9 protein-coding genes are annotated in these 15,522 nt (G+C 42.2%); 2 read left to right on the top strand and 7 right to left on the bottom strand.

The window, feature by feature from the left end:
- Nucleotides 1-32: 32 nt before the first annotated feature.
- The 4 genes from V7L01_RS24815 to V7L01_RS24800 form a co-directional block, all read right to left on the bottom strand.
- Nucleotides 33-2,846 carry a response regulator gene (locus V7L01_RS24815; protein WP_335039439.1) on the bottom strand — a complete coding sequence of 938 codons (2,814 nt, stop codon included), beginning with the start codon at nt 2,844-2,846 and terminating at the stop codon, nt 33-35.
- 64 nt (nt 2,847-2,910) lie between these two features.
- Nucleotides 2,911-3,354: a response regulator gene (locus V7L01_RS24810; protein ID WP_335039437.1), complete on the bottom strand. Its 444-nt coding sequence runs from the start codon at nt 3,352-3,354 to the stop codon at nt 2,911-2,913.
- 174 nt (nt 3,355-3,528) lie between these two features.
- A complete protein-coding gene (locus tag V7L01_RS24805) occupies nt 3,529-5,076 on the bottom strand; it encodes a sensor histidine kinase (RefSeq protein ID WP_335039435.1) in 1,548 nt (515 codons plus the stop codon).
- The gene (locus V7L01_RS24800) at nt 5,045-7,021 is read right to left on the bottom strand and encodes a CHASE3 domain-containing protein (protein WP_335039433.1); all 1,977 of its coding nucleotides are present in this window, start codon (nt 7,019-7,021) and stop codon (nt 5,045-5,047) included. The genes V7L01_RS24805 and V7L01_RS24800 overlap by 32 nt, the downstream gene beginning before the upstream one ends.
- Nucleotides 7,022-7,146: 125 nt before the next feature.
- Here V7L01_RS24800 and V7L01_RS24795 point away from each other — a divergent pair, with 125 nt between their 5' ends.
- Nucleotides 7,147-8,589, top strand: coding sequence for an AAA-like domain-containing protein (locus V7L01_RS24795; protein WP_335039431.1), 1,443 nt, complete (start codon nt 7,147-7,149; stop codon nt 8,587-8,589).
- A 5-nt stretch (nt 8,590-8,594) separates the two neighbouring features.
- On the top strand, nt 8,595-10,169 hold the full coding sequence (locus V7L01_RS24790) for an AAA-like domain-containing protein (protein WP_335039430.1): 1,575 nt from the start codon (nt 8,595-8,597) through the stop codon (nt 10,167-10,169).
- Between the two features lie 235 nt (nt 10,170-10,404).
- Here V7L01_RS24790 and V7L01_RS24785 read toward each other — a convergent pair whose 3' ends face one another.
- The 3 genes from V7L01_RS24785 to V7L01_RS24775 all read right to left on the bottom strand — a co-directional run bounded on the left by V7L01_RS24785 (nt 10,405) and on the right by V7L01_RS24775 (nt 15,490).
- The gene (locus V7L01_RS24785) at nt 10,405-11,073 is read right to left on the bottom strand and encodes a sigma-70 family RNA polymerase sigma factor (RefSeq protein ID WP_335040817.1); all 669 of its coding nucleotides are present in this window, start codon (nt 11,071-11,073) and stop codon (nt 10,405-10,407) included.
- A 942-nt stretch (nt 11,074-12,015) separates the two neighbouring features.
- Nucleotides 12,016-12,828 carry a response regulator gene (locus tag V7L01_RS24780; protein ID WP_335039428.1) on the bottom strand — a complete coding sequence of 271 codons (813 nt, stop codon included), beginning with the start codon at nt 12,826-12,828 and terminating at the stop codon, nt 12,016-12,018.
- A gap of 181 nt (nt 12,829-13,009) precedes the next feature.
- Nucleotides 13,010-15,490: a hybrid sensor histidine kinase/response regulator gene (locus tag V7L01_RS24775; RefSeq protein WP_335039425.1), complete on the bottom strand. Its 2,481-nt coding sequence runs from the start codon at nt 15,488-15,490 to the stop codon at nt 13,010-13,012.
- Between the last annotated feature and the right edge of the window lie 32 nt (nt 15,491-15,522).

Raw genomic sequence — 15,522 nt, 5'->3', positions numbered from 1 at the left:
TTTCTCACCCTGCCTCCTGCCCCCTGCCTCCCTTACTGCCTCTGTTTAAGCAAGTCAGTAATCGTCTCAACCAGCTTTACTGGATCGATTGGCTTCGGAATATGACCTTGAAAACCTGCCTCTATAGCCTTTTGATAGTTAATTTCTCCAGCATATGCTGTTAAGGCGATCGCTGGAATCTTCCCGCCCTGTTGGCACGGTAAGGCTCTCAGTTGGCGCACTAGCATATAGCCATCCATTTCTGGCATCCCAATATCGCTGAGTAGCACGTCTGCTTTGTACTTGGTTAAAGTGGCAAGAGCTTCAACGGCTGAGGTGACAGTTGTTACATTCGCTCCATACATCTCTAGCATAAAAGCAATAAACTCCCGTGTATCTGCATTATCATCTACCACCAAAACTTTGATGCCATACAAATTTAAGGATGGCTCAGACGGTTTACTGTCCGCGTTCGTCTGGGGTGGAGTTGCCATGAGCGGAAGTTTCACAGTAAAGGTTGCCCCCTGACCTTCACCTGCACTTTCTACCCGAACAGTTCCGCCATGCAATTCGACTAAGTGACGGACGATCGCCAACCCTAACCCCAGTCCACCAAACTTTCTGGTTGTAGCACCATCTGCTTGGCGGAAGTATTCAAACACATAGGGGAGAAAGTCAGGGTGAATTCCTTGACCTGTATCGATAACAGTGACTTCGGCAAAAGAGCTAACTTGCTGGAGCCGGATATCCACTCGTCCCCCGATGTCAGTGAACTTAATTGCGTTCGAGACGAGATTCCAAATCACTTGCTGTAATCGGTTGGGATCGCCCAAAACTTTCCCTACATTTGGTTCAAGTTTGGCCTGAATTTGAATCGACTTGCTTTCAGCCGCCAGCCGCACAGTTTCCATTGCAGCTTGAACGATCGATACTAGCTCGACTGGGCAAACTTTCAGGCTAAGTTTGCCTTGCAGAATTCGGGAGACATCTAGCAAGTCTTCAATCAGTTCGGACTGTAACTTGGCATTGCGTTCGATCGCACTCAGAGCATAAGCGGTTTTGGCTTCGTCAAGCTTAGAGGTTTGGAGTAGTTTCGACCAACCCAAAATCGGATTAAGGGGCGATCGCAATTCATGGGATAACACTGCCAAAAACTCATCTTTAATCCGGTTGGCTTGTTGCAATTGTTGAGCTTGTTGCTGGATTGAAGCAAGTAGGTTTGCCCGCTCAATAGCGATCGCTATCTGCTCGCAAGTGGATTGCAGCAGCTCGATTTCTTCGGGAGTAAAGCAGGTGCGGGTACGACTGGCAAAGGAGAGCGTTCCCAATAATCGTCCCTGTACAATCAACGGTTGTCCAGCATAAGCCGTGATGCCAATTGAGTTGACAAGCTGCGCGTTGGGATGGGTGGAGATTTGCGATCGATCGAGGACAATTTGCTGCCGCTGTTGTGCCACCAGCCCGCAAAGATATTCACCAATTTCAATCCATTCGAGTGACTGAGCCGTTGCCTCAGAGATCCCCCCATAGTTGCTCAGATGCAGCATTTGCTGGTTGTCTTTTACCTCAACCATGTAGTTGTAGTAAGAATGTAACTCTAGCTGGGCTGAGAGCTTGTTAAACAAGTTATTCATCAACTGCATGGGATGTTCCGTGGCCAGTAAATCGCTGGTCGTTTCATACAGCAGGTGCAGCCGTTCCTCTGCTCGTTTGCGTTCGGTGATGTCGAGTGCGGTTCCCAGGAACCTTACCGCTTGCTTGGACACCCCCTCTCCCTCAAATTGCATCTGCCCATTAGCGAATATCCACCGCTCAGTTCCATCCTTCCAGACGATCCGATAGTCAATTTCATAAGTACCCGATGACATCGGGTTGAGCGCATTGCTAATAGTGTTGACTACACGCTCTTGGTCATCTGGGTGGATGCGCTCTATTACCATCGACAGAGGGATAAAGGCGGTGTCATCCGGTTCGCCCCAAATCTCGCGCATTCGCTTGTCCAACTCGACGAGGTTCGTACTGGGGTCATAATACCAAGTCCCAAGCCGACTGATGTTAACGGCAAGTTGGGCGCGTTCCTCACTTTGGTGTAGAGCTTTTTCAGCTTGTTTGCGTTCGCGCAGCGCGGCTTGCGGTTCGCTAATATCCTCTATTAAGCCGTCAATAACGGTTGTACCATCTACTTGGGTAAAAGTTGTACTAATTCGTACCCAAATGAAAGTACCATTCGCTCGGCGCAATTGCATCTCGCGATCGCGGATTTCGCTATTTTGCTTTAATTGGTTGAGAACTTCGGCATAGTTCAATGGTTGGAAATAAGACTCAAGAGTTTGACTTGCAGGAATTTCAGTTAGAGAATTCAAACCCAACAGCCGCAGAAATGCGGGATTACCTTCGAGTAAAGTACCATCTGCCGTTAAGCGATAAATTCCCACATTTAAATTATTTAGTAAAGTTTGAAAGCGTGATTCTAGCCTGACTGCTTTACGTTGAGCTTCAGTCCGCTCTATTGCTCGGCGGACTGCTGCGGGTAATCGAACATAGTGCTTAGGAGACTTGATGATGTAATCTTCCAATCCCGATTTCATTGCCTCAACGGCAACTTCCTGAGTGCCACTATTGGTAAACATTATTACTGGGCAATCAGGATAACGGTTTTTAATTGCCCGGATCGCGGTTAAGCCATCGCTCCAGCGTAATTGATAGTCCGTTATTACTAAATCAAACTGTCCTGTCTCCAGTGCTTCTTCCAAGTCTTTTGCTTGAACAATTTCGTGAAACTGGAGGTCAAAAAACTCTTGCTTTAGTACATGAATCGCCAGTAGGCGGTCATTCAAATTATCATCAATTAGAAGAATACGTAACATTTAACTTTATTATATTTACGTAAGGATAACGGCTGCAAGAAAGCCCAAAAAATGTTCAAACAGTTCAAAATTGCGGTCTTTCGTTAAACATAATCCAGTGGAGATTAAGGGTTATAACAATTTCTACTAATTCATTAAAAATAACTGGCTTAACTATGTAAGCATTTACACCTATGTCATAAATATGATTGATGTCGGCATACTCCCTCGATGAGGTGAGAACTACGACAGGTAAGCGCCTGAGTTCTGGTTGCTGCCGTAACCACATCAAAACCTCAGCCCCGGATCTGCGGGGGAGTTTCAGATCGAGCAAGATTAGTACAGGCAAGGGATAACGAGTGCGATCGCCATAAGGTTCCTCCCCTGACAGATATAACACTGCTGCATCGCCATCATTTACCACCTGAACTGGATTAACAATATTAGCCTTGCGGAACGCTCGTTGCAGCAGAAGCACATCTTTGTGATTATCCTCTACAAGTAAAATAGTGTCTTGCTCTTTACTCATGAAATTTCCGTCTTTAAGGCAGGGGGCAGGAGGCAGGAGGGGCAGGGAGAAAGAAAGTTTTTCATAACTTACTGTGCGCCTCAGGGCATGGCATAGGGTAAGGATCTTGCACCAAATATTTAGGAGCGTAGAAAGAACTTTATGTTTGCCCGTAATCAAGGCGATTGAGAGATTTTAGGGATTTACATCTATAACTATAGGTAAATCTATCCAAAATCGGCTTCCCTGTCCAGGTTGGGATTCTACACCAACTTGCCCACCCATACGTTCGACTCCTTTGCGGACAATTGCTAAACCGATACCACTACCAGGATAAACTTCATAGCTGTGTAGGCGCTCAAAAACATTGAAAATGCGTTTTTGGTATTTTTCCTCAATACCAATGCCATTGTCTTGCACCCATAAGCGAACCAATTTATTACGTTTCTCAGTCCATATTCGTAACTGAGGTTGGATTTCCGGTGCAACAAATTTAATCGCATTAGTTAGCAAATTGGTAACTACTTGAATCAAAATAGTAGGGTTTCCCGTAAGTTCAGCTAAAGGCTCTTCAACTTCCACTCTCACCTGTCGCTGTGTTATTTCTAGTTCTAGCAGTCTCAGTATTTGTATCATCAATAAAGATAAGTTAATAGCTTGTAATGGCATTTCAGTCCGGCTGAGGCGGCTGTATTCAAGCAAATCTTGAACAAGCTTGTCTGCTTGCTGTGTACTTGCAATAATGCGCTGCAAATAGTTTTGTTGGTTCTCTAGGTTAGATTCCCTATCCTGGTTATCTAGGAGGATTGAACCAAACGCTTGGATAGCGCGTAATGGTTCGCGCAGATCGTGGGAAATTGAATAAGTAAATGCTTCTAAATCTTGATTAGCCACTGCTAATTCCTGATTTGTCTGCGCTAAATCTCGATTTGCTACTTCTAATTCAGCAGTACGCTCCCTGACTCGCTCCTCTAAGGTTTGGTTGAGTTGCTGAATTTCAATTTCAGCTTGTTTACGAGATGTAATATCTTCAATTAAGCCATCTATTACCTGTTGTCCCTCAACTGTATTTAGAGCTATGCTTAATCCAACCCAAATAAATCTTCCATCTGCTCGTTGTAATTGAATCTCTTGCTCTTGCTGTTGAGGTGGCGGCAGTTCTTGTAGTATTGAGTAGTATTCATGGATGTTTAATAGATTCATCACTGAGGCTTGTGATAATGAATCCGGCCCCAACAATTCCAGAAATGCTGGGTTACACTCAATAAGATTTCCATCTGGATAAGTACGAAATATACCTAGTTTTAATTGGTTGAGCAAATCTTGGAGACGGATTTCAAGTAAAGTAGCTCGTCGTTTGATTTCTGCTCGTTCTAATGCAACTCGCACAGCAGCTGGTATGCGAATGTAGCGGTTGGGTAATTTCAGGACATAATCATCTAGCCCAGACTTCATTGCCTCTACCGCAATTTCTTCACTACCTGTATTAGTAAACATAATCACTGGGCAGTTTGGATACTGTTGCTTAATGCTATGCAAAACTTCTAGTCCAGTACTCCAGCCCAATTGATAGTCGGTAATAACCAAATCGAATTCGCCTGCTGCTACTGCACTAGCAAAGACAGAGGCTTCCCGAATTTCTTGAGCTTGAAATTGCGGAAATTCTCGCCTCAGTTCTCGGAGCATTAAGGCGCGATCGCCTGGATTGTCATCAATTATCAGAATGCGGAGTACTTGCGTCATTCTTATCGTTGCTGTGAGGAACGGCTTTTGGCAGTGCAATCCAAAAGCGACTACCAGTACCTAATTGCGATTCTACTCCGGCTCGACCGCCCATTCGCTCTACCCCCTTGCGGACAATCGCTAAACCAATACCAGTACCTGGATAGATTTCAACGCCATGCAGTCGTTCAAAGACCCGAAAAATGCGCTCTTGATGTTCTGGCGCAATACCGATGCCGTTGTCTACAATCGACAATTGTATCGAATCTTGCTGCTCCTCTGCATAGATTTTTACTTTTGGTTGTATTCCAGGCTGCACAAATTTCATTGCATTGCTGAGTAGATTGGTTACTATCTGGACAAGCGTAGAGCGATGAGCCATCACTGACGGTAAGGGTTTTGCTACCGTAACTTGTGCAAGCTGTTCCTGAAGTTCTTTGCTGAGTTGTTTTAAAGCTTCCTCAACAACATCAGTTAAATCAACTTTTTGCATTTGAATTTGGGCACGGCTGAGGCGGCTGTATGCCAGGAGTTCAGCAATTAGGGTGTCCATTTGGACTGCACCCTCTGTAATATATTGAATGTATTCTTGCCCAACGGAGTCTAGTTTATCTGTGTAGTCTTCTTGCAATGCCTGAGCAAAGCCTTGCATGGTACGTAACGGTGCGCGTAAATCGTGCGATATCGTGTAAGTAAACGCTTCTAACTCTTGATTTGTTTCTTGCAACTGTGCAGTGCGCTCGGCAACACGCTGTTCTAGTTCCAAAGCGTAATTTTGCAGTTGTTCGCGTAGGAGAGATTGTTGGATAGCGATCGCTAACTGAGCCGCCACCTCAACCACAACATCTTGTGCTTGAGCATCAAAAACGGCTGTCTGAGTCGCCGCCAAGTTAAGTTCTCCTAGCAGCGTTTCTTCAACTAACATCGGAATCCGCAAGCAACAACGCATTCCTGCCGAATGCAACTGTGCTAAAATAGGTGGATAAAGCTCAACACTTGTCAAGTCTTTAACATAACTAAGGTTTTGCCGTAAACTTTGCTCAGGCGCAAAGTCTGATACTGGCATCTTTGTACCTTCAAGCGGTTGTAATTCTTTAGTGCTGCTGCCTGCCACAATCTCAGCTGTGCCTACCTCAAAATTAAACAAGGCAACAAATGCTTGCTCATAGGGTACTAACTGACGCATTCGTGTCAGGGCAGTTCGGACTAGAGATTTGATCGACTCAGCAGCTAAAATTGCTCGGTCAATATTATGTAAAGCGGCAAGTCTTTGGGCAGAAAGCTGAACATTTTCAGTTTGTACTTGGGCAGTTTTGAGAGCATTCTCATAATTGTCAGACACATGTACAATTTGCCGCCGAATATAAAAGGCAAGGACGCCACCAGCAGCAAGCGACAGAATTATGCTACTAAAGATGACTCGCCCAGTAGTCTGTTGGACTGTTTGGTTGCGCTGAGACCGTAGCTGCTCTTCAGTAGCAATAAAATCACTAATTTGATTTCGCATCACGTCCATACGCTGTTTGCGAGCCTCAATTGCTGATAGGGGTTCAGTTTCACCTCTTTGTTTGCGGGCGAGCGCTTGGGAAATAGAGATATTCCAAACTGTTTGCTCTGCCTTGATTTGCCTTAAGCGTTGACTTTGTTGGGGATTATCTGACACTAAATCACCCAACCGATCAAAAGTAGTATTAATAGTAGAGTTAGCTTGCTGATAAGGTTCAAGAAATTCTGGCTTACTTGTAAGCTGGTATCCACGGACTCCTGTCTCCAGATCCAGTAATAGTTTTTGTAAGCCATTTGCTCTGGCAATTACTTGGTCAGTGTGGTCAACCCATTGCATAGCCGAAAGCAGGCGGTTAATTTGCCAGATTGAAACTCCTGACAACGACAATAATAAGATAATTGGCAGAGCGATCGCGCCGATCAGCCTACGTCTGAATGCAACTTGAGTAATTTGCAGCATTTATTTATGCTATAGCAGTGCTTGTACAGTAAACGACACAACTGTTTAAATTTAAGTAAATAAGGAAAAAAGGATGAAAAATTCCGCTAAAGTCTTATTTAAAACAAGCTTTATTCTTTTTAAAAATGAATATAGAAGAAGCATTAGTAATTTTAGATACATTCCTTGAACATGGCTTAAGTGATGTTCAAGAAATAATATTTCGTAAAGCTTGGGAAGGACAAACTTATCCAGATATCGCCGAAAGCTGTGGTTATGATGCCAATTATATAAAAGATGTTGGTTCCAAGTTATGGAAGTTACTTTCACAGGCTTTCGGGGAGGAAGTGACAAAAAGTAATTTTCGCTCAGTATTGAGACGGCGAAGCCTCCAACGGGCTTTGCCTATGCAAAGTAGCGTTTTGTCAGAAAAACTACAAACTGTACCAGCAGTCTTGAAACAGTCTCAGTCAAGAAGCACAGGGAAAGATGGGATATCAGCATCTTCTTCAGCAATAGAAAAGCAGGATGAGAAAAAAACCCCAGTCCTTAATCCCGACTTCTTAGAAAATCCTGGTGGCTCAGTACCGCTCAATTCTTCTTTTTACATAGAGCGTCCGCCAATTGAAGAACGCACATATGCCGAAATCAACAAACCTGGAAGCCTAATCAGAATCAAAGCCCCCAGCAAAATGGGAAAAACATCCCTAATGCACAGAATTCTCATTCATGCTAAACAGACTGGGGTACACACCGTACAGATTGGTTTACAGAGAGCAGATAGTCAAGTTTTCACTAGCTTAGAAAAATTCTTACGCTGGTTTTGTGCTAACGTCAGTCGGCAGTTGAATCTAGAAATCAGACTCGATGATTATTGGGATGAGGATATTGGCAGCAAAGTTAGCTGCACATTGTATTTACAGGAGTATTTGCTAGAAAAAATCGACGCTCCGCTAGTCTTAGCATTGGATGAAGTGAATCGAATTTTCGAGTATCCAGAAATCTCTAGGGATTTTCTCCCCCTACTGCGTTCTTGGTATGAAGATGCTTCCGAATTAGAAATCTGGCAAAAACTCCGACTAGTGGTAGTTCATGCCACTGAAGCTTATATTCCGTTAGATATTAATCAATCCCCTTTCAATGTAGGATTACCGATTAAGTTACCAGAATTTAGTTTAGAGCAGATGCAAGAATTGGCGGTACGTCATGGATTGGATTGGGCCAAAGGTGAGAAAGGATTGCAAAAGCTGGCTCCTCTGCTAGCAATGATTGGAGGTCATCCCTATCTAGCTCGTCTGGCTCTTTATAACCTGGGACGCGAAGAAGTAACCCTAGAGCAGCTATTAAAAGAAGCTCCCACAATTGCCGGCATTTATAGCAACTATTTACGGCATCATCTAGCCAATCTTCAAGAACATCCCGAACTTGCGATCGCACTCAAACGGGTAGTTACCTCTCCAACAAGCGTGCAATTAGAAGCGATCGCTGCCTATAAATTAGAAAGTATGGGTCTGGTAAAACTTGAAGGAAATCAGGCAATGCCTAGCTGTGAGTTGTATCAGCTGTATTTCCGAGAGCAATTAACCTAAATGCTATGAATAAGTACGAATATCAAATTGGCGGTAGTCTCAAAGTCGATGCTCCTAGCTATGTAGAACGGCAGGCTGATTTTGAACTTTATAATGCTCTAATTCAAGGTGAATTTTGTTATGTATTTAGCTCTCGGCAAATGGGTAAATCTAGCTTGCGGTTACAAACGAGGCATCGATTAGAACAAGCAGGCTACAGTTGTGCTTCTATCGACATGACTCGGATTGGCAACGGCAATATTACTCCTGCTCAGTGGTATAAGGGCATAGTAGTTGACTTATTAAGAAGCTTTAAACTCTTTAGCAAAGTTAATTTAAAAGCCTGGTGGTCGGAGCGTGAAGATTTACCTGCATTACAGCGATTGAGTCAGTTTGTCGAAGACATTTTGTTAGTTGAACTGAAAACTGAAAAAATCTTTATTTTCATTGATGAAATTGATAGTGTTTTAGGTTTGAATTTCCCTGTTGTCGATTTTTTTACTCTGATTCGCTCGTGCTATAATCAGCGAGCCGAAAATCCAGAATATAACCGTCTAACTTGGGCACTGTTCGGAGTCGCAACGCCTTCAGATTTGATTGCCGATCGCAACTGTACCCCATTTAATATTGGTAAATCTATTGAACTACACGGCTTTAACTTATCAGAAGTTCAGCCATTAGCAGCCGGATTAGAAAGTAAAGTAGCTAATCCGATGGCAGTTATCAAAGATATTTTAGCTTGGACAAATGGTCAGCCATTTCTCACTCAAAAGCTCTGTCAGATAGTAGTGCAAGAAAGACACAGTGGAAGCAAGGATGTTCAGGAGCACAGAAGCTTAGAAGTTGATGAGCGTTATAAATTGGATAACCATTTACCGATTATTAATCAACATCTGATAAATTTTTATTACCAATTCCCCTTGTTAATTTTAGAAAAGCTAGTGCAAACCCATATTATTGAGAAATGGGAAGCAAAAGACGATCCAGAGCATTTGAAAACAATCCGCGATCGCTTGCTGAGAAATGAGCAGCGGGCTGGAGGTTTACTGGGAATGTACCAGCAAATTTTACAAGGTATTCAGATAGCTAGTGATGATGGAGAAGAACAAATAGAACTGCTGTTATCGGGGTTAGTAACCAAGCACCAAGGGCAATTAATAGTAAAAAACCGGATTTATGAAGAGGTTTTTAATCAAACTTGGGTAGAAAAACAATTAGCAAAATTACGACCCTACTCCCAAGCATTCAACGCTTGGGTAGTCTCAGAGCATCGCGATCATTCCCGACTATTACGCGGGACAGCTTTACATGAAGCTCTAGCTTGGTCGCAAGGCAAAAGCTTGAGCGATCTAGATTATCAGTTTTTAGCAGCTAGCCAAGAATGCGATCGCCGAGAAGTTGAGACATGGTTAGAAGCAGAACGAACAAAAGAAGTCAAAGCTAGACTAGTTCAAGAGCAAAAAGCAGCTAGATTTCAAAGATTATTTTTTATAGGCGCATTCGGTTGGGCATTAATAGTTGTTTTAGGATTGGCGATGGTGACTTTCGAGTATAAAAAGCACTGTTCAGTAACCTCAAAGCAATTACTACATCAACCATGAGTAGGACAACGATTATATCTGCAACCCAAATAAAATTACATCTATGATAGTTAACCGGAATTTTTAATTATTAGAAATTATGCACTATTTACTCAGCACTAATATATTTCGATAAATAGGTAAAATCCAAATCGATATTTATCCTAGACTGCCTCTCTAGGTTATCTGTTGAAATATTGATTTGCTGTCAGTATCTGGAATTTTGTGAGCCACCTTCCTGTAGTGAAAGTCTAGTTTAGAATAAATCCTCTATCTCAGCATATTTCCGCAAGCGTGGTAGACACTGCCGTTGATAGAAACTGCTTAATGTCGCAATTGGCAGCCCAAAGTCTTTAGATAATTCTTTCCAGCTAACTTCCGGGGGTAAGCGTTTGAGAATTAATACCTGACAATTTACGTCTGGACGCCCTTTAATGTGAGTACTACGTAGTTCCATATCGGAGTCTGTCTGCACCCATATCTCCAGGTTTTCCAAAATGGGAGGCGCTTGGGGGGTAGCTGGTATATTATCTATCGGGTCAATAGTTTCACCAATCTCACCCGACTTAGACTGATGAACCCCAAAGGGGACTGTTGTGGCTTGTTCCCGGTTTTGTTGGAGATAAAAGTCTTGTAGTCTGCGTTTTAGGTACGCATCTAGCCAATTAATCACACTACCTTGAGTGGAGTCATAGGCTTGACCTGTCGTACCATCACAAACATTGCGGCAGAAATACAACCAAGTTTGTTGCAGTGCGTCTTGATAGTAGGGAGTATTTTCCTTCCAGAGTTTACCTTGTGTCAAACGAATGACTTGCGTGAGCAACTTCTGACGTTGAGGGCTTCCAGGTGGATGTCTACGGGCTTGGGCAACTAAGGATGCTAGTTGTTCCTTTAGATCCTCCTTAACTGAGGAGCTAGACAACAGATGCCTGACTTCCTGGTTTACTGGTAGTGAATGACTTTGAATGGCTAAATCAGTAGTAACATCTTCTACAGTCAAAGAGTTGTTGCTCACATCATCAATTTTAACAGTAATGCTATTCATATTTCCTTGCTCAGATACCTGAATACTGTGATGAATTGCTTCTTCAGGCGGGATAAAATCTTGGTTTATACTATTTTTTCGCATCTTATTTTCTTTCCTGAAGTTTCTTTTTTGGGCATACTTTGCAGGCTTGATGCAGTAGCCAGGCATTTCTTTGCTTGATTTTTGATGCTGTCATTATCTGTCAGATATTAGAGGTGATAACAGCATGGTTGCAATGGGCAATCCCCTTTTGCTCGCTGACTCAATTCAATCCACATAATCAACTCAGTAAGACGACATAATTAAATGTAAAATGCAAATCATAAGAACCTGTTGCTGTTGGGGTTTTCCCTTTTGCTTTAACTTATTAAAGGTTCTTGAGGTTCTGGATCGAAGTTTACTTTGACCATACCTTTAATTTAAGTGAATCATTCACTTTTTGACAGCATGAAAAAGTCATAATTCGTCAGGAATTTTGCCGTCAAAGTTTTATTAATTTATGTAAAAAATGTCAGTAACGTCAGAAAAATCTCTTTTCCCACCTGTGTTAGCAGTTTTGGATTAGAAGTCTTGACTAAGAGGATGTTTGAAAAGTTTTGGGCGATTGGAAATCGCGGCTACACAAGCAAAGTCCGCCTACGCGGACTAACACAAAATCAAACTCTTTAACCCACGTAGGTGGGTTTTGTCTGTGTAGCCGCGATTTCCAATCGCCAAGGCTAGTAATAATTTAGACTTTTCAAACACCCTCTAAAGGTATCTTCCAGCAATCTCAGACTATATATTTATTTACAGAACTTTTGATACAAAACACTTTAGCGGCTTGCTGAAATGGTGTTAATAGGAGGTGATATCGCGGACACTAGCACAATGGTATTCCTGTCCGTTTAACTCCAGATAATTGACAGTTATTTCTACGGCTATGTCCTGACCATCTTGAGTTCGTTGAGTAGACTCAAAAGTGAGAGAGGCTTTCTGTCTAACTTCTTGCCAGTGCGATCGCCAAGCAACCGTCGAAAAATTTGGATTTATATCGTAAACAGTCATAGTCAGCAATTGGGCGCGGGAGTATCCAAGATGACGACAGGCAGCTTCATTCACGTAAACAAGCTGGGCATCAGAATTGACAAAAAAGATAGAATCCTTAAATTTATCTAGATAAAACTGACTGAGGCGCAGTGCTGATTCTGCTTTTTGGCGATCGCTAATTTCCTGTTGCAAAAGTATATTTTGCTCAGTAAGTTGTTTTTGTAGCCTCCGGATAGTTAAATTATTTTCTACACGGGCAAAAACCTCTTCTTCACTAAAAGGTTTGGTAATGTAATCTACCCCTCCAACTGCAAAAGCTTTAACTTTGTCAAATACTTCATCCAAGGCGCTAATAAAAATCACCGGAATGTCGCGGGTTTTCTCTGAGGCTTTCAAGTGTTGACAGACTTCATAGCCATTCATTTCTGGCATCATGATGTCAAGCAAAATTAAATCAGGCGGCGCAGCTTGTGCTGTTTTCAAAGCTGTTTGCCCGTTAATCACTCTCCGAATTTCATACCCAACCTGAGTTAGCATGGCGGATAAAAGCCGCAGATTGTCGGGTGTATCATCAACAACAAGAATATTTGCTTTTGGTAGCTGAACTTGATAGTTATCCATATTTATTAGAAATAATTTATAAAAGTAAATATTAAAAACTCTTAGAGAAAAGAAGCTATTACCATAACTTTCTATAAAGAACATGAGCACAGTACAGATGTCTAAAAACCCATTTATATAGCCACGGAACAACTTATCCTAAATCGTCTGACCTCTTAAGATTCACTTTAGAAATCATTTCTTACGGTTGTGTTAAATCAATAACTTTATCAATCCGAAAGTTATTAACCCAATCAGACAGAGTGTTTGCCAAAAGAGCAGATTCTTCAGGAATTTGCTCAAGCAAGCTAAAAATCAGCTTTTCATCAGTACACAGTGCCGCTTGGTGTAGCTGTGTCACCCACTCAGTGGGCATCTGAGCCAGCATCTCTTCTAATGATAAAAGTTTAAGGTCGGAATTTCCGGCAAATTCGTCTTTTTGCAGGGGTTTATCTTCATATACATAACGCACCCCCAAATATTTAGACATCATATTTAAGATTACTTCCTCTCGGAAGGGCTTACGCACAAAATCGTTACAGCCTGCCGATAAAACCACAAACCGTTCTTCATCAAAAGCACTAGCAGTTAGAGCAATAATGACAGTAGCTTGACCCTTTAAAGTAGCTCTGATTTGTTTAGTGGCTTCATACCCATCCATCACAGGCATCCGCATATCCATCCAAATCAGTTGCGGTTCCCAGGTTTCCCAAAGGTTAACCCCTTCTTGACCATTTTCAGCTTGACGTACCTCGAAGCCAAGGGATACCAACATATTGACTAGGAGTTGGCGATTTTCCCATTTATCTTCAACTACTAAGATTCGGTATTTTGGTTGATTAGGCTCTAGACTAATTACTCGTCGTTTTAGCTGTTGAATTGGAGCTTCAGCTACTTCTGCCAGGCTAATTTGGAGATCGAAAGAAAAAATTGTTCCTTGTCCCAAAGTACTGCTAACAGTAATACTTCCCCCCATTAGATGCACAAATTGTTGGCTAATGGTTAAACCTAAACCTGTTCCTTGCTGAGATTTCCGACCTGCTTCTGTTTGGACAAAGGGTTTAAACAACTTTTCAATTTCAGCAGGTTTAATCCCTGTCCCAGTGTCTTCCACTTCAAAATGAAGCCAGAAGAATGAAGGATCGGAGCTTTTTATTGCTTGTGCCCGTTCTTGCTGCTGTAGTCTACTTTCTTCCTTCATCCTAACTCGCAAACTAACGCCGCCTTCTTGAGTAAATTTGACAGCGTTACCAAGAAGGTTAATCAAGACTTGACGCAATTTACTTTCATCTGTATGCACATATTTAGGAACTTCAGGTCTACGTTCAAACATCAACTGTAAACCTTTGGATTCTGCTTTGAGTTGAAACATCTCTTCAAGTGAATCAAGTAGAGTGTACAAGTCAAAGCTATTATTGTTTAGTGTCGTTAAACCCGCCTCAATTTTGGACATTGACAACACATCATTAATCAAAGTCAGCAAATGCTCTCCACTGCGACTAATAATTTCTAAATGTTCCAACTGAGAAGCATTAATAGAAGAATCGCGGCTCATTAGCTGGGTAAAGCCAAGGATGCTATTAAGAGGAGTACGAAGTTCGTGACTCATGTTTGCGAGAAATTCACTTTTGGCACGATTGGCAGTTTCGGCTTCTTTGGCTTTTACCTCCAATCTATGGCTGTAATTCTCTAACTGTTCGCCAGATATTTTTAACTGTCGTGTTAGCCAAGACACTCCAATCAATAGAAATCCCATTGATAAGAACCCCACTAGCATCATCGTCCCTGCCAATCGACGAGCCGGGGCAAAGGCTTCTTCTTGGTTCATTTCTACCATTAAGGCAAGGTCTTGGTCATTGAGCCAGCGATACACTCCAATTACTAGCACTCCGGCATAGTTTGGATAAAGTCCTTGGTCGCTAATTCCACTCATTGCTGCATCAATGCCTTGGCTACTAACTCCTTTAGGAAAGTTTGGTGTTTTATCTTTCTCTTTAGAAATAAAAGCGTTTTTAGTTACTAAAGAGCCAACTAAATAAGTTTCGCCACTCTTACCTAAGCCTGTACGTTCGCGGACAATTTGATCTATTCGGTCTAAATTTAAATCAGCTAAGAGAACACCTTGGCGTACCTTAGCTGCGTCACGTAGAGGTGTTGCAAAAGTAACTGATGGCTTGCCAGTAATAGGCGAGACATAAAAAATAGGGGCAAAGGAGTCTCCTGGCTGAATCTGTTCAATATAGGTGATGTTAGCTGAAATTTCATATTGACCTTCACGCTGCTTATTAGTAGATAAAATAATCCGATTGCTACGGTCAAGAATGGAAATTTCTCCCAAACTTGGCTTGATTTTAGCCATATTTGCGAGGTAATCCGAGAGAACTTTGTAAGCATTGCGAGAATCTGCATCGGAGGCTTGGGAATTTAAAAGTATTTGAAAATTATTTTGTACGTCTGGAAACTGAGTGAGTAAGAGAAAGTCGCGTTGTTGGTCTTCAAACCAACGGGTAATTTCTTCTTCTTTAAGGGTGGCAGCAGCACTGAGTCGTTCAAAAGCAGCTTGCTTTAAAGCTTCCCTTGCATTGATGAAGGCAAATCCTCCTACTACAGCTACAGTCACCAAGGATAGAAATAAAAATGAACTGGCAACTTTAATAGTTAGGTGTTGATTCCAGAACTTCATATATTTACAAGCTGTTTCTGTTTTTAAAGATA

Source organism: Nostoc sp. (genome assembly GCF_036917095.1).
Lineage (GTDB): Bacteria > Cyanobacteriota > Cyanobacteriia > Cyanobacteriales > Nostocaceae > Nostoc.
The sequence above is the reverse complement of the archived record's forward strand: the minus strand, read 5'-3'. Positions and strand labels throughout refer to the sequence as shown.